The organism is Streptomyces thermocarboxydus (genome assembly GCF_024760485.1).
GTDB lineage: Bacteria > Actinomycetota > Actinomycetes > Streptomycetales > Streptomycetaceae > Streptomyces > Streptomyces cellulosae.
Genome location: NZ_CP058273.1, coordinates 2,726,744 through 2,747,660, shown reverse-complemented (window position 1 = coordinate 2,747,660; position 20,917 = coordinate 2,726,744). Strand labels below are relative to the sequence as shown.

At 73.0% G+C, this 20,917-nt stretch carries 14 protein-coding genes, 1 other RNA gene and 1 pseudogene; 10 read left to right on the top strand and 6 right to left on the bottom strand.

The window, feature by feature from the left end; genetic code table 11:
• Positions 1-144 precede the first annotated feature (144 nt).
• The 4 genes and pseudogenes from AY578_RS12655 to AY578_RS12640 form a co-directional block, all read right to left on the bottom strand.
• Positions 145-1,059 carry a carbohydrate ABC transporter permease gene (locus AY578_RS12655; protein WP_136239866.1) on the bottom strand — a complete coding sequence of 305 codons (915 nt, stop codon included), beginning with the start codon at positions 1,057-1,059 and terminating at the stop codon, positions 145-147.
• Positions 1,056-2,405, bottom strand: coding sequence for a carbohydrate ABC transporter permease (locus AY578_RS12650; RefSeq protein WP_019525809.1), 1,350 nt, complete (start codon positions 2,403-2,405; stop codon positions 1,056-1,058). The genes AY578_RS12655 and AY578_RS12650 overlap by 4 nt, the downstream gene beginning before the upstream one ends.
• Positions 2,406-2,411: 6 nt before the next feature.
• Complete coding sequence (locus tag AY578_RS12645; protein WP_019525810.1) at positions 2,412-3,833, bottom strand: ABC transporter substrate-binding protein; 1,422 nt, start codon at positions 3,831-3,833, stop codon at positions 2,412-2,414.
• 699 nt (positions 3,834-4,532) lie between these two features.
• A pseudogene (locus tag AY578_RS12640) lies at positions 4,533-7,924 on the bottom strand (FtsK/SpoIIIE domain-containing protein).
• A gap of 511 nt (positions 7,925-8,435) precedes the next feature.
• On the opposite strand from AY578_RS12640, the gene AY578_RS12635 reads away from it, so the two are divergent.
• The 4 genes from AY578_RS12635 to AY578_RS12620 all read left to right on the top strand — a co-directional run bounded on the left by AY578_RS12635 (position 8,436) and on the right by AY578_RS12620 (position 14,118).
• Positions 8,436-10,064 carry a serine/threonine-protein kinase gene (locus tag AY578_RS12635; protein WP_215189310.1) on the top strand — a complete coding sequence of 543 codons (1,629 nt, stop codon included), beginning with the start codon at positions 8,436-8,438 and terminating at the stop codon, positions 10,062-10,064.
• 109 nt (positions 10,065-10,173) lie between these two features.
• Positions 10,174-11,412, top strand: coding sequence for a serine/threonine-protein kinase (locus tag AY578_RS12630; protein WP_019525813.1), 1,239 nt, complete (start codon positions 10,174-10,176; stop codon positions 11,410-11,412).
• A 662-nt stretch (positions 11,413-12,074) separates the two neighbouring features.
• Complete coding sequence (gene prfB / locus AY578_RS12625) at positions 12,075-13,181, top strand: peptide chain release factor 2 (protein ID WP_019525814.1); 1,107 nt, start codon at positions 12,075-12,077, stop codon at positions 13,179-13,181.
• Between the two features lie 307 nt (positions 13,182-13,488).
• Positions 13,489-14,118: a hypothetical protein gene (locus tag AY578_RS12620; protein WP_215188529.1), complete on the top strand. Its 630-nt coding sequence runs from the start codon at positions 13,489-13,491 to the stop codon at positions 14,116-14,118.
• A 115-nt stretch (positions 14,119-14,233) separates the two neighbouring features.
• Here AY578_RS12620 and AY578_RS12615 read toward each other — a convergent pair whose 3' ends face one another.
• Positions 14,234-14,425, bottom strand: a complete 192-nt coding sequence (locus tag AY578_RS12615; RefSeq protein ID WP_019525816.1) for a hypothetical protein — start codon at positions 14,423-14,425, stop codon at positions 14,234-14,236.
• Positions 14,426-14,758: 333 nt separating this feature from the next.
• Here AY578_RS12615 and ftsE point away from each other — a divergent pair, with 333 nt between their 5' ends.
• From ftsE to AY578_RS12585, 6 genes are all read left to right on the top strand, one after another.
• Positions 14,759-15,448, top strand: a complete 690-nt coding sequence (ftsE, locus tag AY578_RS12610; RefSeq protein WP_019525817.1) for a cell division ATP-binding protein FtsE — start codon at positions 14,759-14,761, stop codon at positions 15,446-15,448.
• Positions 15,449-15,477: 29 nt separating this feature from the next.
• A complete protein-coding gene (gene ftsX / locus AY578_RS12605) occupies positions 15,478-16,395 on the top strand; it encodes a permease-like cell division protein FtsX (protein WP_019525818.1) in 918 nt (305 codons plus the stop codon).
• A 67-nt stretch (positions 16,396-16,462) separates the two neighbouring features.
• Positions 16,463-17,623, top strand: coding sequence for a S41 family peptidase (locus AY578_RS12600; RefSeq protein WP_199781917.1), 1,161 nt, complete (start codon positions 16,463-16,465; stop codon positions 17,621-17,623).
• Between the two features lie 60 nt (positions 17,624-17,683).
• Positions 17,684-18,163, top strand: coding sequence for an SsrA-binding protein SmpB (smpB, locus tag AY578_RS12595; protein ID WP_019525820.1), 480 nt, complete (start codon positions 17,684-17,686; stop codon positions 18,161-18,163).
• Between the two features lie 117 nt (positions 18,164-18,280).
• Positions 18,281-18,684: a transfer-messenger RNA gene (gene ssrA, locus AY578_RS12590) on the top strand.
• 180 nt (positions 18,685-18,864) lie between these two features.
• On the top strand, positions 18,865-19,845 hold the full coding sequence (locus AY578_RS12585; RefSeq protein WP_215188530.1) for an extracellular catalytic domain type 1 short-chain-length polyhydroxyalkanoate depolymerase: 981 nt from the start codon (positions 18,865-18,867) through the stop codon (positions 19,843-19,845).
• A gap of 3 nt (positions 19,846-19,848) precedes the next feature.
• Here AY578_RS12585 and AY578_RS12580 read toward each other — a convergent pair whose 3' ends face one another.
• Entirely contained in the window at positions 19,849-20,856 is a 1,008-nt protein-coding gene (locus AY578_RS12580; protein ID WP_019525822.1) for a LacI family DNA-binding transcriptional regulator, read from the bottom strand.
• Between the last annotated feature and the right edge of the window lie 61 nt (positions 20,857-20,917).

Below are 20,917 nucleotides of genomic sequence, written 5' to 3'. Positions count from 1 at the left end.
CATCCAACGGTCGGTGCGGGCGTTCTGCCCGGCAACGCCCGTTGGCCCGCCTTGGTTACGCAACCGTGCGGCATCCGGGGGAACCGTGTCGCACGAAGGGGCGGACCTCGGCCGGTCCGCCCCCCAACCGCACGTGTGATGTGCCTACTTGACCGCGCCCGCCATCACACCGGACACGAACTGCCGCTGGAACGCGAAGAACACCACCAGCGGCACCACCATCGAGATGAACGCCCCCGGCGCCAGCACGTCGATGTTGTTGCCGAACTGCCGTACCTGCGTCTGCAGGGCGACCGTGATCGGCTGGCTCCCCGAGTCGGTGAAGATCAGCGCGACCAGCATGTCGTTCCACACCCACAGGAACTGGAAGATGCCCAGCGCGGCGATCGCCGGACCGGCCAGCGGCATCACGACCCGTACGAACAGGCGCAGTTCGCCCGCGCCGTCCAGCCGGGCCGCCTCCAGCAGCTCCTTCGGGATCTCCGCGAAGAAGTTCCGCAGCAGGAACACCGCGAACGGCAGACCGAACCCGACGTGGAACACCACCACACCGGTCAGGGAGCCGAAGATGCCCAGCTTGCCGAAGAGTTCGGCGATCGGGATCAGCGCCACCTGCACCGGCACCACCAGCAGCCCCACCACGGCGAGGAACCACCAGTCGCGGCCCGGGAACTCCATCCACGCGAAGGCGTACCCGGCGAGCGCGCCGATCACCACCACCAGCACGGTCGCCGGCACGGTGATGTACACCGTGTTCAGCAGCGAGGCGGTGATGTCGTCGTTCTCCAGCAGGGTCCGGTACGCGCCGAAGGTCAGCTCGGACGGCTCGGTGAACACCGTCCACCAGCCGTCCACCGCCATGTCCTCCGGCGAGCGCAGACTGGCCAGCAGCAGCCCGACCGTCGGCACCAGCCAGAACAGGCCGACCACGATCAGGAAGACGCGGACCGCGCCCCCGCTCACCCGGCCGGCGAGCCGTGAACCCAACGACCGTTCCGCCCGGACCGGCTCGGCGGACCGCACGCCCGCCTTCGTGACGCTTCCGGCGTCCGCGCTCATCGCCGCACCTCCCGCCTCAGCCGCCGTACGTTGAACCACATCACCGGGATCACCAGCAGCAGCAGGAACACCGCGATGGCGCTCGCGACGCCCGGCTGGTCCTCGGAGAAGCCCTTGCGGTACAGCTCCAGCGCGAGGACGTTGGCGTCGTCCTGGGACGAGCCCGGCGCGATGATGAACACCAGGTCGAACACCTTCAGCACGTTGATCATCAGGGTGACGGTGACCACCGCGAGGACCGGCGCGAGCAGCGGCACCGTGACCCGCCGGAACACCTGCCACTCGTTGGCGCCGTCCACCCGGGCGGCCTCCAGCAGCTCACGGGGCATCCCCGCGAGCCCGGCCGCGATCAGCACCATCGCGAACCCCGCCCACATCCAGATGTACGAGCCGATCACGGCCGGGGTGACCAGCGACGGGCCGAGCCAGTCGAGACCGTTGTACGGCTCCTTGAAGTTGCTCGCGGGCAGCCGCAGTTGCGCCCCGTCGGCCTTCGAGGAGAAGGAGAACGCGCCGTCGGCGGCGGCCGTGGCCGTCTCCACCACCTTCCCGTCCTTCACCGCCTCGATCCGCATGCCGGCGTAGCCCAGCTCGGAGGGGTCCACCTGGTTGAGCGTGCCGACGCCCTTGCCGCGGGTGAAGTCCTGCCAGGCGGAGCCGGTGATCCGGTCGTCCTCCGGCTTCGGCGCCGCCGCCGGCTTCGCGTCGTCCGGCATCACGTCCGGGGGGACGCCCACCAGCGGCAGCGTCACCGTGTCACCGGCGCTCACCGTGCCCTTGGTGACGAACGCGCCCCCGCCGGCCGGCTCCAGCGGCGACTCGCGGCCCGGGTGCGCCTTCGGGAAGGCCGAGGACTGGGCGAACGTGTCGTGCACGCCCACCCACACGGCGTTCGCCACGCCCTTGTCCGGGTCCTGGTCGTAGACGAGGCGGAAGATGATGCCCGCCGCCAGCATGGAGATGGCCATCGGCATGAAGACGACCAGCTTGAACGCCGTGCCCCAGCGCACCCGTTCGGTGAGCACCGCGAAGATCAGACCGAGCGCGGTCGCCACCGTCGGGGCGAACACCACCCAGATGATGTTGTTCTTCAGCGCCGTGCGGATGCCGTCGTCGGTGAACAGCGCCCGGTAGTTGTCGAACCCGGCGAAGGAGTCGCCGGACTGGTCGTAGAAGCTGCGGATGACCGAGTACCCGATCGGGTAGACCACGAGCGCCCCGAGCAGCACCAGGGCGGGCAGCAGGAACAGCGCCGCCACGGCCTTGCGGGTGCCGGTGACGCTCTTGCGTGACCTGGGGGCGGCAGGGGCCGTCTTCGCGGCCCCCGCCGCCGTGTCCGCCGCCATCGCCGGTCAGTTCCCGTACGCCGCGGCCGCGTCGGCCTCCAGCTTCGCCTGTGTGCCCGCCACGTCCGACGGGTTCTTCAGGAAGTCCTGCAGCGCCTTCCACTCGCCCTTGCCGGGCGTGCCGCCGAAGGCCTGCGGGGCCTGGTCGGACATGTCGAAGCGGAAGTCGTCGCCGGCGTCGATCAGCGCCTTGGCCATCTTCTGCTGGACCTCGTTCGGGTACGCCGACTGCGGCACGTTCTTGTTCGGCGAGAGGTACCCGCCCAGCTTCGCCTGGACGGCCGCCGCGTCCGGGGAGGCGAGGAACGTCACCAGCGCCTGCGCCGCCTCGGAGTCCTCCAGGATCACCGCCGCGTCGCCGCCGGACACCACGGGCGGGGTGTCGCCGACCGCCGGGAACGGGAACACCTTCGCGTCGGTGCCCACCTCCGCCTTGGTCTCGCCGATGTTCACCTGCACGAAGTCGCCCTCGTAGACCATGCCGGCCTTGGGCTGGTCGCCGCCGGTGAAGGTCTGCGTCACGGACGCCGGGAACTCCGTCTGCAGCGCGCCGTTCGGGCCGCCCGCGAGGTAGTCCTTCTTGCCCCAGACTGCCGCGAGGGTGGTCAGCGCCTCCTTGACGGACGGGTCCGTCCACTTGATCTCGTGCTTCGCGAGCTGGTCGTACTTCTCCGGGCCCGCCTGCGAGAGGTAGATGTTCTCGAACCAGTCGGTGAGGGTCCAGCCGTCGGCCCCGCCGACGGAGAACGGGGTGACGCCGGAGTCGTAGACCATCTGCGCGGTGTTCAGCAGCTCGTCCCACGTCTTCGGCTCGGACGCGCCCGCGTTCTCGAAGACCTGGGCGTTGTACCAGATCAGCGACTTGTTCGCGGCCTTGTAGTAGACGCCGTACTGCTTGCCGTCGACCTTGCCGATGTCCTGCCAGCCCTGCGAGTAGTTCTTCGTCAGCTCCTTGGTGGCATCCGGGCCGAGCGGCTTGGCCCAGTTCTTCTCCACGGCCTGCTTGATTGCACCGGGCTGCGGCAGCATGGCCACGTCCGGCGGGGCGCCGCCCGCGATCTTCGAACCGAGGAAGTTGATGATCGGGTCCTGGGCGGGGACGAAGGTCACCTTGGCGCCGGTGCGCTTCTCGAACTCCGCGAGGACCTGCTTGAAGTTCTTCTGCTCCGCACCGGTCCACACGGCCGCGACCTCCAGGGTCTGGCCGTCCAGCTTCGGCAGGGTGACGGTGGTTCCGGTGTCGCCGGACGCCTTGCCCTTGTCGTCGCCGCCATCGCCGTCGCCGTCGCCTCCGCAGGCGGTGAGGGAGACCGCGAGCACGCCCGCGGCCAGTGCCGCGGCGGCTCTGACGGCCCGTCGGGAGGGGCCGGCCGGCCCGTGCGGCCCGGCCGTCCCGCGTATCCGGAAGTTCCTGCTCGTCCTGCGCATCACTGCCCCGTTCCCGTACTCCGTCGTACTTGGCCGAACGTTCGAGCGCTGTTCCGTGCGGTCTGGTCTACGCCGGGTGGGAGGGGGTGGCAAGAGCGCGTCCCGTGTCAACTCGGCGATCGTGATGCCGTCGTGACCGGGGGTCACATGGCGGCGCGGGTCCGCCTGCGGGCGGTCGGTGGCTGGTCGCGCAGTTCCCCGCGCCCCTATGGCGTCCTTCCGACCCCGCTGCTGCGGGCTGGCTGCCGCCGCCGCTGCGGGCAGTCGTGCCTCTCCCAGTGCCTTAAGGGTCTGGGAGGTGCCCCCAGGGCGGCACGGGGGTGCAGCGGCACCCTTTCGACGCCGGGTGCGGGCAGTTCGTGGCTGGGCGCGCAGTTCCTCGCGCCCCTGGGGGCGTTTCGCAGCGGCCCGTTGACAGCACTCCGCCCCTGCCGGCGGGCGCGCCGCCGCCCGCCCTGGCTGCGGGCAGTTCGTGGCTGGTCGCGCAGTTCCCCGCGCCCCTTGAGGGTGTTTTCGGTGCGGCCGGCGGTATGGGCCCCGCGTCGGGGGAGCACGCCGGCCGGTGCGGGTCGTCCGTGGCTGGGCGCGCAGTTCCTCGCGCCCCTGGGGGCGTTTCGCAGCGGCCCGTTGACAGCACTCCGCCCCTGCCGGCGGGCGCGCAGTTCCCCGCGGCCCTGGGGGTGTTTTCGGCGCGGCCGTTTACAGGAGTGACGGCACCCTTGGTGATGCCACCTGGCGGGCCGCCCTGTCCAGGGCGCTGGCGAGGAGGGCGAGGTCCGTGGGGCCGTTGCCCAGCTCGCGGACCTGACGCCGTGCCGGCGGATCACCCATCCGGTGCCATTCGAGCGGCACCACCGTCGGCCGCAGCGTGGCCGTCCGCGGGATCCGCCCCGTCACCCGGCCCCCCTGGAACTCCGTCCCCCGCCCGTCCGGCAGGACCAGCCGCCCCCGCCCCGGCGCCGGATCGTCAGGCCCCCGCCCCACGACCACCGCGTCCAGCGCCACCCGCAGCGACGCCTGCTTCACCGGCTCGGACTGCGCCGTCCGCGGACACGGCGCGGTCGCGGTGACCAGGTGCACCCCCAGCCGCTCACCGTCCCGCGCCACCGCCTCCAGCGCCCGCATCACCGACCCCGCGGCCGGCCGCCCCGGCGCGCCGAGCGCGGGGGAGACCAGCTGGTCGAGGTCGTCCACGACGACCACGAGCCGAGGCAGCGCAGGCGCCGCCTGCGTCTTCCTCCGGTCCGCGCCCGGCCGCAGCCGCACCGTCGCACTGGGCGGCGAGTCGAGATCCCCGTTCCCGCCGGTCCCGCCGCCCCCGGCGGTCCGCTGCGCCACCATCCGGTCCGCCAGCTCCCGCCCCGTGTGCCACTCGGCGAAGTCCGACCGCCCCAGCAGCTCCGCCCGCCGCTTCAGCTCGGCGCTCAGCGACTGCGCGAACTCCCGCATCCGCACCGGGTCGTCGGCGCTCAGATGGGTGGAGACATGCGGCACGTCCGTGCACACCCGCAGGCCCTCACCGGCCCCGGAGCGCCCGTCGACCAGGACGATCCCCAGCCGGTCCGGCCGCTCGGCCGCGGCCAGCGAGGCGACGACCGCCCGCAGCAGCTCCGTACGGCCGCTGCCCGACGGGCCCTCCACCAGCAGGTGCGGCCCGTCGGCGGCGAGATCGGCGGTGACCGGCCCGCGTGGACCGGCTCCCAGGACGGCGGTCGCGCGACCGCCGAGCGCACCCGTGTCGTCGGCCGCGTCGGCCCAGCGGGCCATCAGCGACGCCGGCGTGGCCCGGGCCAGGCCCAGTTCGTCGAGGAGCCGCGCCGACGGAGGCAGCGGCGCCGACACGCGCGGGTGCGGCCCGGCCGCGGGCCCGTCGGGCCGCAACGGCGCGAGCGCCCGCGCGAACCGCTCCGCCCAGGCCGCGGACACCGCGTCCACGGCGGCGAGCGTGCCGTGCCCGACCGGGCCCGGCGGGGAGCCGTCGCCGGTCCGCGCCACCCGCAGCAGCCGCAGCGCGGTCGCCACGTCCCCGCTGAGCAGCGCGACCGCCCCGCAGTCACGGAACGCGGGCGCCACCGCGCAGGCCGCCTCGTACGTCTCCGTCACCGGGGACGCGGGCGAGGCGGCGGGCGTCTCGGCGAGGCACAGCAGATGGACGCCGGCGCGCGGCCCCTCGACCGCCAGCCGCGCCACGGCGTCCCGCACGTCGGCGCCGCCCGGGTCGCCGTCCACCACGACCACCGTGTACGGCCCGGCGCCGTCCGGGGCGCCCGCGTGGTCGTGGTCGGCGAGGCGGCGCAGCAGTTCGTCGGCGCGGGCCGCGGCCTGCTCCCGGTCGTGGGCGAGGAGCAGCCGGCAGTCCTGGCCGTGCCCGGGCCGCAGATGCGGCAGCCAGCCCAGCCAGGACCACTCGGCGGTGCGCTCGTCCGACGGACGGGACGGGTCCGCGGCGATCAGGACGATCTCCAGCGTGTCGGGGAGTGCAGCGCGGCGAGCTGGGCGAGCGCCGCGCGGGCCAGCCCGGCCAGCCGCTCGCGCGGTCCGGCCAGCCCCAGCGCGCCGACCTCGCGCAGCCCCACGGTCACGGGGACGACGGGCAGCAGCCCGGAGCCGTCCGGCGCGGGCCGGTCCGCGGTGCCGAGCCGCACCGCGAGCGCCTCGGGGTGGTCAGGGCCGCGCTCCCACAGCCGGGGGCCGGGACCGAGCGCGGTCAGCAGCAGGGTGGCCGGGTCCGGCCAGGTCTCGGGCTGGGCGGGGCCGGCGGGCGCGGGGGCGTACGCCGCTGCCCGCGACGGGTCGTCGAGGAGGGCGGCATCGGCGTCCCGTTCGGTCCGCCCGCCGGTGAGCCGCCGCGCCCAGGCGCCGATCCCGCCCCGCCTGCGCGCCCGCGCCGGCTCGGGGACGTCGGTGCCCCGTACGGGGGTGCCCTTGCGGGTGCCGTCGGGGGCGTCGGAGGTCTGCGCGGCGGTGGCGTCGGCGTACCGCCCGTCACGGGCGTCGCCGGTGGTGCGTCCGGTGGGGCCGACGGGCGGTGTCCCGGGGTGCGCGGTGGGCGCCTCGTCCCGCGTCTGGCCGTGCACGGGGCCGGCGTACAGACCGTGTGCCGGCCCCCGGCCCGCGTGCGTCTCGTCGGCCGGGGCGGGCCGGGACACCCGCCGCCCCTGGGGCATCCGGGGCACGTCACCCTGGGCGGCGATCCGTACGGCGCGCTGCCCGGGCGCCCCGTCGCCGCGCCGCTCGGCCGCCGGGGGGCCGCTCTGCTCCGGCACATGGGAGATGGGGCCCGACGGAGGAGCCTCGGCGCGGCCGGGCGTGGCCCGGTCCGCGGAGCCGTAGGCGTGGTGGGTCGGGGCGCGCGGTCCCTCGGGGGCGCTGAGGGGACCTCCTGGCGCTCCCACGGCGTCGCGGGCGGCCTCCCCCGTGCGCGGCCCCGGCACCCGTACGTGCCCCTCGCCGTCCGGGGTGGTCGCCGTACGGGCGGACGGGCCCTCCGCCGGGGTCAGCCGCAGGGCGGACTCGCCGATGCGCAGCAGCGCGCCCGGGGTGAGCCGGACCGGGCGGGCGCCGACGGGGCGGCCGTCCAGCGTGGTGCCGTTGGTGGAGCCGAGGTCGGCGACCGAGACGCGGCCGTCCGCGCCGACCGTCACCGCGCAGTGCAGCCGGGAGACGTCCGGGTCGTCCAGCGGCACGTCGGCGTCGGCCGAGCGTCCTATGCGGATCTCCCCGCCGTGCAGCAGATGCACCCCGCCCGCGTCGGGCCCGGCGACCACGTGCAGCCGGGTGGGGGCGGTGTCCAGCTCCGGGTGCGGCTCGGGCTCGCCCGGGGCGCCCACCGCCAGCACCGCGCCGTCGATCAGCGGCGGCTCGCCCAGCGTGCAGCGCTGGGCGTCGAGACGCTGGTCACCCGCGTACAGCACGGGCGCGCCCGTGGAGCCGGAGGAGTCGCCGCCGGAAACCGCCGAGGCGAGCGCGGAGGCGACCGCGGCGAGAGCCGTGCCCGCGGGCGCCGTGACCAGCACGTCGCAGCTCACGGCCCGCTCCCGGACGGGGGAGGTGGGGCCCAGCGGGTCTACGACGGTCAGCCGGATCTGCATCGCCGTCAGCGGTCCCTTCTGCGCGGGCGCCCGCGACACCGGAGGGACGAAGCCACCCCGCGGTCCCCCTCCGCGGACGTCCCCCACCGCCACACGCGCACGGTACGGCCAGTACTGCCCGCATCCTCGCACCTGTCACGGACAGTGCGCCCGCCTCCGGGCATCAAATGATCTTGATTGGTCGGCTCTGCCCGTAAAAATGCCTGACCAGTGATGCACGGATGATCGTTCCGCGCCGACTTGAGATCGGTCACGTCCGGCCCGCGGCAACCAACGGACAGAGTCGGGCGTCTTTCCGGCAGACTCCGCACACGCGGAGTCCGCGGACAATTCAGCGGAACCGTCGAAACCGTCGAACAGGAACGGGACCCGGTGCGTAAGACCCAGCACAGGGCGGCGCGGAAGTCGGCCGGCCGGTATCCCGTGCGGCGGCACTACAGTGGGTCGGAACATTCCGCAGCAGGGTGGACCACGGTGTACGCCAGCCAGCAAGCAGCAGGGAGCGCATGACGTGCGGCCGGTAGGGAGCAAGTACCTGCTCGAGGAGCCGCTCGGACGCGGCGCCACGGGCACCGTCTGGCGTGCGCGCCAGCGGGAGACCGCGGGCGCCGAGGCGGCCGTGCCGGGCCAGCCCGGCGAGACCGTCGCGATCAAGGTCCTCAAGGAGGAGCTCGCGAGCGACGCCGATGTGGTGATGCGCTTCCTGCGGGAGCGCTCGGTGCTGCTCCGGCTGACCCATCCCAACATCGTCCGGGTCCGCGACCTGGTGGTCGAGGGCGACCTGCTGGCGCTGGTCATGGACCTCATCGACGGCCCCGACCTGCACCGCTATCTGCGGGAGAACGGCCCCCTCACCCCCGTCGCCGCGGCCCTGCTGACCGCGCAGATCGCCGACGCGCTCGGCGCCAGCCACGCCGACGGCGTGGTCCACCGCGACCTCAAGCCCGCCAACGTCCTGCTCAAGCAGCAGGGCGACGAGCTGCACCCGATGCTCACCGACTTCGGCATCGCGCGCCTCGCCGACTCCCCGGGCCTGACCCGCACCCAGGAGTTCGTCGGCACGCCGGCGTACATCGCGCCCGAGTCCGCCGAGGGCCGCCCGCAGACCTCCGCCGTCGACATCTACGGCGCAGGCATCCTGCTGTACGAGCTGGTCACCGGCCGTCCGCCGTTCTCCGGCGCGTCCGCCCTGGAGGTGCTGCACCAGCACCTGAGCGCCGAGCCGCGCCGCCCGTCCACCGTGCCCGACCCGCTGTGGACGGTCATCGAGCGCTGTCTGCGCAAGAACCCCGAGGAGCGGCCCAGCGCCGAGAACCTGGCGCGCGGTCTGCGGGTCGTCGCCGAGGGCATCGGCGTGCACGCGAACTCCGGCCAGATCTCCGCCGCGGAGAACGTCGGCGTGCTCCTCGCCCCCGACCTCGCGCCCGCGCGGGTCCCCGGCGAGCCGTCCGCCCCGGGCGCCTCCGACCCCACGCAGGTGCTGCCGCAGAACCCGAACGGCGCATACGACCCCAACGCCGCGACCAGCGTCCTGCCGCAGACCGGCCCGGCCGGCCCCACGGCCGTGATGCCCCCGGTGCCGCCCGGACAGCCCGGCGGCGGCCCCGAGGACCCGCACCCCTGGCAGAACCAGCTTCGCGCGGCCCGCGACCGCAACGAGCAGACCCAGGTCCAGTACCTGGACCCCAGCCAGGACCCGCTGCGCCGCCGCCCCCAGCGGCAGGTGTCCCGGCAGCCCCAGCAGCCGCCGCAGCACCACCCCCAGCAGCAGCCCGGCCCCGGGTACGGCTACCCGCAGCAGCCCCAGCCGCAGCAGTACGCCCCGCCGCCGGAGCGCCAGCGCCGCCAGGCGCCCCAGCCGCCGCAGCGGTACGCGCCCCCGCCGGAGCCGCAGCGGCCCGCGCGGGAGCCGCGGCAGCGCAGCGCCAACCCGATGCGCATCCCCGGCCTCGGCTGCCTCAAGGGATGCCTGTTCACGCTGCTCATCCTGTTCGTGGCGAGCTGGCTCATCTGGGAGCTGAGCCCGCTCCAGGACTGGATCGGCACGGGCAAGGGCTACTGGGACCAGCTCAGCGACTGGTTCGGCTCGATCACGGGCTGGATCGAAAACCTCGGCGGCCCCTCGGAACCCACGAACTAGGCTTGTTTGCCGCTTTGTCGACATCTGGGGGCCGATTTCCGGGTCTCCGGTGAAGGTCACCTGTCCGGACGCGTAGCTTTGGCGACAACACGCGTCGGTAGGAGCAGTCTTGGCACGGAGAATCGGCAGCCGGTACACCGCCCATCAGATCCTCGGGCGGGGCAGCGCCGGCACGGTGTGGCTGGGCGAGGGCCCCGAGGGGCCCGTCGCCATCAAGCTGCTGCGTGAGGATCTCTCCTCGGACCAGGAGCTCGTCGGCCGCTTCGTGCAGGAGCGGACGGCGCTGCTCGGTCTGGAGCATCCGCACGTGGTGTCCGTGCGGGACCTGGTCGTCGACGGCAACGACCTCGCGCTGGTCATGGACCTCGTCCGGGGCACCGACCTGCGCACCCGTCTCGACCGGGAGCGCAGGCTCGCCCCGGAGGCCGCGGTGGCGATCGCCGCGGACGTCGCGGACGGCCTGGCGGCGGCGCACGCGGCCGGGGTCGTCCACCGCGACGTCAAGCCGGAGAACGTCCTGCTGGACATGCAGGGCCCGCTCGGCCCCGGCGGCTCGCACCGAGCCCTACTGACCGACTTCGGCGTGGCGAAACTCATCGACACCCCGCGCCGCACCCGCGCGTCGAAGATCATCGGCACGCCGGACTACCTGGCCCCGGAGATCGTCGAGGGCCTCCCGCCGCGCGCCGCCGTCGACATCTACGCCCTCGCCACGGTCCTCTACGAGCTGCTCGCGGGCTTCACCCCGTTCGGCGGCGGCCACCCGGGCGCGGTGCTGCGCCGGCACGTCACCGAGTCGGTGGTGCCGCTGCCCGGCATCCCGGACGAGCTGTGGCAGCTGCTGGTCCAGTGCCTAGCCAAGGCCCCCGCCTCCCGTCTGCGCGCCTCCGAGCTGGCCGCCCGGCTGCGGGAGCTGCTGCCCCTGCTGGCCGGGATGCCGCCGCTGGACGTGGACGAGCCGGACACCGGCGACGCCGAGGAGACCGCCGAGGAACTCTCCGGCGCCGCCCCCGCCGCCGGACAGCCGGTACGCCGCCGGGGCGCGGTCCCCCTGGTGCCGGGCGCCCGGCCCTCCGACTCCAACCGCGACACGCACACGTCGATGCGGGTCCCCGCGCCCGACGAACTGGCCGGCGGAGCCCACGGCACGGCCCGCGCCCCCCGCGCCGCAGGCGCCCCCCGCCCCGGCTCGGCCCGCAACAGAGCGGTGACACGCCGCCGCCGCCTCACCCTGGCCGTGGCGGCCACCCTCCTCGCGGCAGGAGGCGTGGCCACCTGGCTGGCCACCTCCGACGACACCCCACCCCTACCCCCGGACATGGAGAACTCGGCCCCGGCGACCCCGTGAGCCGCGCCCCGTAGGGGCGCGGGGAACTGCGCGACGGGTGCCCGGGGGCGGAGCCCCCGAGACCGCGCACGGGGGCGCGGGGGACTGGCGATGGGGGTCTGGGGGCGAACCTTCCAGGAACGCGAGGGAGGCTTGCGGCACCCGGCAGGCCACGGTGGGACAGCCCCTTCAGGGGCGCGGGGAACTGCGCGACGGGTGCCTGGGGGCGGGGCCCCGAAGCCGCCCACGGGGGCGCGGGGGACTGGCGATGGGGCTCTGGGGGCGAACCTTCCAGGAACGCGAGGGAGGCTTGCGGCACCCGGCAGGCCACGGCGGGGCAGCCCCTTCAGGGGCGCGGGGAACTGCGCGACGGGGGCCTGGGGGCGGGGCCCCGAGACCGCGCACGGGGGTGCCGGGGGACTGGCGATGGGGGTCTGGGGGCGAACCCTCCAGGAACGCGAGGGAGACCTGCGACACCCGGCAGGCCACGGTGGGACAGCCCCTTCAGGGGCGCGGGGAACTGCGCGAACGGGGGCCCGGGGGCGGAGCCCCCGAAGCCGCCCACAGGGGCGCGGGGAACTGCGCAAAACGGGGTTCAGGGGCGCAGCCCTTGGACGAGGGGGAGGGAGCCGGGCGCCCCCGCCCGGCATGGCCCACGGCGGGAAGCCGTTACGCTGGAGGGCGTGGCAGTCGTCGACGTATCCGAAGAGCTCAAGTCCCTCTCCTCCACCATGGAGTCCATCGAGGCCGTCCTGGACCTCGACAAGATGAGGGCAGACATCGCCGTGCTCGAGGAGCAGGCGGCCGCGCCGTCCCTCTGGGACAACCCGGACGAGGCGCAGAAGATCACCAGCAAGCTGTCCCACCTCCAGGCGGAGGTCAGGAAGGCCGAGGCCCTGCGCTCGCGGATCGACGATCTCGCCGTGCTGTTCGAGATGGCCGAGGAGGAGGACGACCCGGACACCCGCGCGGAGGCCGAGTCGGAGCTCGTCTCGGTCAGGAAGGCGCTGGACGAGATGGAGGTCCGCACCCTCCTCAGCGGCGAGTACGACTCCCGTGAGGCGCTGATCAACATCCGCGCCGAGGCCGGCGGCGTGGACGCCGCCGACTTCGCCGAGAAGCTCCAGCGCATGTACCTGCGCTGGGCCGAGCAGCGCGGCTACAAGACGGAGCTGATCGAGACCTCGTACGCGGAGGAGGCCGGCATCAAGTCGACCACCTTCGCCGTGCACGCGCCGTACGCCTACGGCACCCTCTCCGTCGAGCAGGGCACCCACCGCCTGGTGCGCATCTCGCCCTTCGACAACCAGGGCCGCCGCCAGACGTCCTTCGCGGGCGTCGAGGTGCTGCCCGTCGTCGAGCAGTCCGACCACGTCGACATCGACGAGTCCGAGCTGCGCATCGACGTCTACCGTTCCTCGGGCCCCGGCGGCCAGGGCGTGAACACCACGGACTCCGCGGTCCGCATCACGCACCTCCCCACCGGCATCGTGGTCTCCTGCCAGAACGAGCGCTCGCAGATCCAGAACAAGGCCACGGCGATGAACGTCCTCCAGGCCAAGCTGCTGGAGCGGCGGCGCCAGGAGGAACAGGCCAAGATGGACGCCCTCAAGGGCGACGGCGGCAACTCCTGGGGCAACCAGATGCGTTCGTACGTGCTGCACCCGTACCAGATGGTCAAGGACCTGCGCACGGAGTTCGAGGTGGGCAACCCGGAGGCCGTGTTCAACGGCGAGATCGACGGGTTCCTCGAGGCCGGAATTCGCTGGCGCAAGCAGCAGGAGAAGTAAGACCCCTCCCGCACACCGATTTGTCGACAAGCCAACTGCCGCTGATACAGCGGCAGTTGGCTTGTCGTGTCGGGGATGTCCGGGATTTACATCACACTCACAGCTTCCGTGTGCGGCAAAGCGTGCGGAGCCGGACATCTCGTACGCAACGCCCTTGACGTTCTTTTGGAAAGTGGGAAGGGTGGCGCGTGGCATGCGCATTTCTGGGGCGCATGTGAACCGGGGGGCGTTTCACCACAGTTACCTCCGTTGATCACGGCCCCGGGCGCCGCCTCACTGACGATGAGCTACTGGGGGTAGCAACCACATGACCAAGAAGACGCGGATCCGTGTCGCTCGTATCGCGGCCGGTGCCGTGATAGCGGCCGGCGCCTCGCTCACGGCGGCCGGCGCCGCCTCCGCCCTGGAGATCGGCGTGAGCGCCGAGGCGAACGACGCGGGCCTCGGCCTGGGCGTCAGCCTGAGCGCCGGCGACGAGGACCCGGGCGACGAGCCTGGCGACGACGACGAGACGGACCCGGGCTGCGGCATCGGCACGAGCCCGGACTGCCCGGAGGAGCCCGGCGAAGAGCCGTCCACCCCGGAGGAGCCCACCACCCCGGAGGAGCCCACCATCCCGGAGGAGCCCACCGAGGAGCCCACCACCCCGGGTGAGCCCACCGAGGAGCCCACCGAGGCGCCCTCCGAGTCCGCCCCCGGCGGCGGCCTCGACCCCGACGGCGGCGCCTCCCCGCAGGAGGAGGGCTCCTCCTCCCTGACCGACACCGGCGAGGAGGCCCCGGCGGCCTCGGCGCAGGGCAACGGCAAGGAGCTGGCCGAGACCGGCGCCGCCGAGACCACCTTCCTGGTGATCGGCGCCGCCACGATGATCGCCGGCGGTATCGGCTTCCGGGTGCTCCCGCGCCTGATGGCCGGCCGCGGCGGCGCCGCCGCCTGACGGTGGCCGCGCGCGTACGCACCGTACGCACGACATGACACAAGGGCCCGGAGCGCCGCCGCGCTCCGGGCCCTCGCCGTGTCTGTGGGACTTGTGGGGCTTCTGGCCGTCCTGGTCAGACGGTCTGGTGGGCGAGCAGTGCCACCGCCGCCACCAGGACCGCCAGCAGGACGATCAGGGTCATCGGGGTCAGCCCCGCGAAGAAGTTCTCCTGCTGCATCCGCTCGCGGTTCGCACGGCACACGGGGCACCGGCCCTCGCTCACGGGCGCGGCGCAGTTCGCGCACACCAGCCGGTCGTACGTCATGCGCTCGCCCTCCTCGCGCCGATCTCTGGGGTTCAACGCCCACCACCGCGTGAACGTTCCCCTTCCACTGTGCCAGGTTCCCGCGGAAGCTGCGCCGGGTCGCTCACGGAGAGGGTGGTTCATGAGGATGCGCGCCCGCGGCGCCGTTGGGGTTGCTCGCGCCCACGCGGCGGAGCCGCACATGTCACAGCCCCGCGCCCCTGGGGGTGCTGCCCTTGTCCGGCACCGGAACAAAGGGCGCATCTCTTCCACAACCCCCTCCGGTGACTGCGCTCGGCTCCCCGGGTCGCGTATGGTCACGCTCATCTACCCCCGGCTACCCGTGGTGCATCCGTGATCCGATTCGACAACGTGTCCAAGGTCTACCCCAAGCAGACCCGCCCAGCCCTCCGGGACGTCTCCCTGGAGGTCGAGAAGGGCGAGTTCGTGTTCCTCGTCGGGTCCTCCGGCTCCGGTAAGTCCACCTTCCTGCGGCTCGTCCTGCGCGAGGAACGGGCCAGCCACGGGCAGGTGCACGTCCTCGGCAAGGATCTCGCCCGCGTCTCCAACTGGAAGGTGCCGCAGATCCGGCGGCAGCTGGGGACCGTGTTCCAGGACTTCCGCCTGCTGCCGAACAAGACGGTCGGTGAGAACGTGGCCTTCGCGCAGGAGGTCATCGGCAAGTCGCGCGGCGAGATCCGCAAGTCCGTGCCGCAGGTGCTCGACCTGGTCGGGCTCGGCGGCAAGGAGGACCGCATGCCGGGCGAGCTGTCCGGCGGTGAGCAGCAGCGCGTCGCCATCGCGCGGGCCTTCGTCAACCGGCCCAAGCTGCTCATCTGCGACGAGCCCACCGGCAACCTCGACCCGCAGACCTCCGTCGGCATCATGAAGCTGCTCGACCGGATCAACCGGACGGGCACCACCGTGGTGATGGCGACGCACGACCAGAACATCGTGGACCAGATGCGCAAGCGCGTCATCGAGCTGGAGAAGGGCCGCCTCGTGCGCGACCAGGCACGCGGCGTCTACGGCTACCAGCACTGACGCTCCACGGAAAGGCTTGATCAGACGCCATGCGCGCCCAGTTCGTCCTGTCGGAGATCGGCGTCGGTCTCCGCCGCAACCTGACGATGACCTTCGCGGTCGTCGTCTCCGTCGCCCTGTCGCTCGCCCTGTTCGGCGGGTCGCTCCTGATGAGCGACCAGGTGAGCACGATGAAGGGCTACTGGTACGACAAGGTCAACGTCTCCATCTTCCTGTGCAACAAGTCCGACGCCGAGTCCGACCCCAACTGCGCCAAGGGCGCGGTGACCGACGACCAGAAGGGCCAGATCAAGGCCGACCTGGAGAAGATGTCGGTCGTCGACACGGTGACGTACGAGTCGCAGGACGAGGCGTACAAGCACTACAAGGAGCAGTTCGGCGACTCGCCGCTGGCCAGCTCCCTCACCCCGGACCAGATGCAGGAGTCGTACCGCATCAAGCTGAAGGACCCGGAGAAGTACCAGGTCATCGCGACCGCCTTCGACGGGCGGGACGGGGTGCAGTCCGTGCAGGACCAGAAGGGCCTGCTGGACAACCTCTTCGGCCTGCTGGAGGGCATGAACATCGCCGCCCTCGCCATGATGGCGCTGATGCTGGTCGTCGCCCTGATGCTGATCGTGAACACCGTCCGGGTGTCCGCCTTCAGCCGCCGGCGCGAGACCGGGATCATGCGCCTGGTGGGCGCCTCCGGCTTCTACATCCAGGCGCCGTTCATCATGGAGGCCGCGGTCGCCGGACTGATCGGCGGCACCCTCGCGTGCGCCTTCCTGCTCCTGGCGCGGTACTTCATCATCGACCACGGGCTCGCCCTGTCGGAGAAGCTGAGCCTGATCAACTTCATCGGCTGGGACGCCGTCCTGACGAAACTTCCGCTCATCCTGGCGACCAGCCTGCTGATGCCGGCGCTGGCCGCGTTCTTCGCGCTGCGCAAGTATCTGAAGGTGTGACTCTTGCCAACCGGGGCGCGCGGCCAACAGGCCGTGCGCCCCTTCGCGTTGTCCTAGACTCACCGGCATGTCAGGTCGTGACCCGTTCTGTCGGCCCCGCAGCGTCCGCCGCGGCGCCGCCCTGACCTTGGTCTTCGCGAGCGTGCTCGTCGCCGGCGCGGCCACGGGCAGCCTTCCCGGCACCGACCGCGGGGACGCCGCGGACGGCGCCGCGCAGGCCGCTCCCGTCGGCCACCACGCCGAGGTCGCCCGGGCAGCCGAGGAGGCCGCCGCCCACGGCGGGTCCCCGCTGGAGGCCGCGGAGCGCGCGGTCAGCCGCAGCGGAGACCGCTGGGGCGCCGTGTACTCACGCGGCGAGTACGAGAAGTTCGAGGCCACCCTCGACGGCGCCTACACCGGCGTCGGCCTGTGGGCCCGCGAGCGGGACGGGCGTATCGAGGTGAGCAGGGTCGGCAGCGGCACGCCCGCCGCCGAGGCCGGCATCCGCGCGGGCGACCGGCTGCGCAGCGTCGACGGCAAGAAGGTCGACGGGCGGCCCGTCACCGAGGTCGTCTCGCTGCTGCGCGGCGACAGGGCGGGCAAGAGCGCCGGCAGCACCGTGCGCCTCGGCCTGGAGCGCGGCTCCCGCTCGTGGAGCGAGACCGTGCGGCGCGCCCGGCTCTCCCGGGAGCCGGTCACCGTCCGCTCCCTCGCCTCCGGCGTCACCGTCGTCCAGGTGTCCGCCTTCACCAAGGGCTCCGGCCGGCGGGTCGGCGCCGCCGTGCGCGAGGCGCCGAAGGGGTCCGGCATCGTCCTCGACCTGCGGGGCAACCCGGGCGGCCTGGTCGCCGAGGCGGTCACCGCCGCCTCCGCCTTCCTCGACGGCGGCCTGGTCGCCACCTACGACGTCTCGGGCGAGCAGCGCGCCCTGCACGCCGAGCCCGGCGGCGACACCAAGAGACCCCTGGTCGCGCTGGTCGACGCGGGGACGATGAGCGCGGCCGAGCTCCTCACCGGCGCCCTCCAGGACCGCGGACGGGCGGTCGTCGTGGGCTCCCGCACCTTCGGCAAGGGCTCGGTGCAGATGCCGACCGAGCTGCCCGACGGCTCCGTCGCCGAGCTCACCGTCGGCCACTACCGCACCCCCTCCGGCCGCGGCGTCGACGGCCGCGGCATCACCCCCGACCTCGAGGCGGGCGGACAGGCGCTGGAGCGCGCCGAGACGGTCGTCAGCGGACTCGGCAGGTGAGCCGCCCCCGGTAATCGGCTTCCCCGGGACCCCCTCCGTAGTGCGAAAATGGGCGGCACTATGGCTAAGGAAAAAGGGCGCAAGCTGATCGCGCAGAACAAGAAGGCGCGCCACGACTACCTCATCATCGACACCTACGAGGCGGGCCTGGTGCTCACCGGGACCGAGGTGAAGTCGCTGCGCCAGGGCCGGGCGTCGCTGGTGGACGGCTTCGTCCAGCTCACCGACCACGAGGCGTGGCTGCACAACGTGCACGTCCCGGAGTACAGCCAGGGCACCTGGACCAACCACAGCGCCCGGCGCAAGCGGAAGCTGCTGCTGCACCGCGAGGAGATCGACAAGCTGGAGGCCAAGTCCCAGGAGACCGGCCACACCATCGTGCCGCTCTCCCTGTACTTCAAGGACGGCCGGGCGAAGGTCGAGATCGCGCTCGCCAAGGGCAAGAAGGAGTACGACAAGCGGCAGACGCTGCGCGAGAAGCAGGACCGGCGGGAGGCCGAGCGGGCGATCTCCGCGGTCCGCCGCAAGCAGCGGGCCTGAGGTTCCCGGGCCTCGCGGGAATAGGCTGGCATCGACCCGCGTTGGTCACGTACGATGGCTACGCACCTCACTGAGGGTGCGGGTCACCTCCTCCGGGAGGGTTTGACAACACAACATGGGGATGATCGGTTTCGACAACGGCTGTCGAAGCAGGGGAAGCGTGTCGAGGAAGCGGCCATGATCTCGTAAACCACAGGCCGAAAAAAATAATCGCCAATTCCAAGCGATCCATCTCCCAGGGCGAGCTCGCCCTCGCTGCCTGATCTTCAGGTAGCGAGCAGCGGCTCCCCTACTTAAGGGAGTGTCAGCCCGGGAGTGTTCCCGACCCGGTTCCTGGCATCATCTAGGGAACTAAACCTTGATCCCGGTCACGGGGTGAAAAGGGAAATCCAACAGTGACTGGGCCCGTCGGAGACTTGTTGGCGTGATCTCCGGGGCCGAGAAAAGCACAGCCGACTGCACACGGAGAAGCCCTGCTTCTGCACCGTTGGACGCGGGTTCGATTCCCGCCATCTCCACTTACCCCATGTGGGCACAGGCCCCGTCGCGCGAGCGGCGGGGCCTTTGTCATGCGCGGCCACATGCCCGTCCACATGCCCGTCCACATGCCCGTCCACATGCCCGGCCACATGGGCGCGCCCCCGGGATGTGGGGGCCGCACCCATATCGGTGGGTGGTTCACGCTTCTACCTTCGCTCTCCATGACACAGACCAGAGCCGCACTGCGCCCCACCGTGCTGACGGCCCTCCTGGCCGCGCTCCTCTCCGTCCTGCTGACCCCCGCGCCCGCCTCCGCCGCCTCCCTCCAGGAGGTCACCGGCTTCGGCAGCAACCCCGGCGCCCTGAAGATGTACCGCTACGTCCCCGACGGGCTGCCCGCGGGCCGCCCCGTGGTCGTCGCCCTGCACGGCTGCACCCAGAACGCCGCCGGGTACGCCTCCGGCACCGGCTGGACCACCCTCGCCGACCGGTGGGGCTTCTCCGTGGTGCTGCCGCAGCAGCAGAGCGGCAACAACCTCAGCCAGTGCTTCAACTGGTTCGAGTCCGCCGACATCAAACGCGGCCAGGGCGAGGCCGCCTCGGTCGCGCAGATGGTCGACCGGCAGCTCGCCGACGTCTCCGGCGACCCGTCCCGCGTCTACGTCACCGGGCTGTCCGCCGGCGGCGGGATGACCGCCGTGATGATGGCCGCCTACCCGGAGAAGTTCGCCGCGGGCGGGATCGTCGCCGGACTGCCCTACGGGTGCGCGCAGGCCGCCGGGACGGCGTACGTGTGCATGTACGTCGGGGCCACCCAGACTCCCGCGCAGTGGGGCGACCGGGTGCGGGCCGCGCGGCCCGGGTACTCCGGGCCCTGGCCGGCGCTCACCGTGTTCCAGGGCACGGCCGACTACACGGTGAAGCCGGCCAACATGACCGCCCTGGTCGACCAGTGGACGAACGTGCACGGCGCCGACCGCACCGCCGATGTCAGCGACACCGTCGCCGGGTACCCGCACCGCGTCTACCGGGGCCCCGCCGGGAACGCGGTCGTGGAGACGTACAGCATCACCGGGATGGGGCATGGCCAGCCCGTCGACCCCGGGACCGGGGACGCGCAGTGCGGGGCGGCCGGGGCGTACTTCCTGGACGTGAACCTGTGCGCCGCGTACCGGCTGGGGAAGGCCTGGCAGCTCGGCTGAGTCTCACCGCCCGCGCGGCGCCGTGCTCGCCCGCTCCGTCAGCCGGGGCGGCAGCAGGGTGGTGCCCGGTACGGGGGCCCCGGACAGCTTCCGTACCAGCAGATGCACCGCGCGGGCGCCCAGCTCGGCGGCCGGCACGGCCACCGAGGTGACCGGCACGCGGGCCGCCGCGGCCACCGGGGACGGGCAGACGGCTGTCAGGGACAGCTCGCCGGGCACCCGCATCCCCAGCTCCCCGAACGCCTCGATCAGCGGGTCGACGAGCGGCTCGTTGTGCACCACCACCGCGGTCAGCGCGGGCAGGTCGCGCAGCAGCCGCTCCACCACCGCGCGGGCCGCGTCCCGGCCGGTGCCGCACGGCAGCACCGCCGAGGCGAGACCGTGCCGGTCGGCGGCCGCGGTGAACCCCTCCACCAACCGCCGGGCGAACGCGGTGCGCCGCACGTACACCTCCGGCGGCGAGCCGACCAGCGCCACCGCGCGGTGCCCGAGCCCCGCCAGATGGTCCACGCACAGCTCCCCGGCCGCCCGGAAGTCCAGGTCGACGCAGGTCAGGCCGTCCGCCTCGGCGGGCACCCCGATCAGCACGGACGGCAGGGAGCAGGAGCGCAGCAGCGGCAGCCGCGCGTCCTGCAGCTGCACGTCCGTCACGATCACCCCGTCCGCGAGCCCCGTCTCCGTGACCCGCCCGATGCCCTCGTCGCCGTCGCCCTGGGTGAGCAGCAGCACGTCGTGGTCGCGGGCGCGCGCGGCGGTGACCACCGACACCGCGAACTGGGTCACCACCGGCACATGGATGCCGGGCCGCATCGGAACCGCCAGCGCGAGCACCTTCGCCCGGGCCCCGCTCCGGGACCGCCCGCCGCCGTCCGCGCGGTAGCCCAGCTCGCGCACCGCCGCCTGCACCCGGCGCCGGGTCGCGTCGGAGATCGGCCGCTTGCCGCTCAGCGCGTACGAGACCGTACTGGGGGAGACGCCGGCGCGCCGGGCCACATCCGTGATCTTCACCATCGGGAGTCCTCGTGGGCACGGTCCGTGGGGGGACGAAGCGGCCGACACCTTGTCGAAGCGC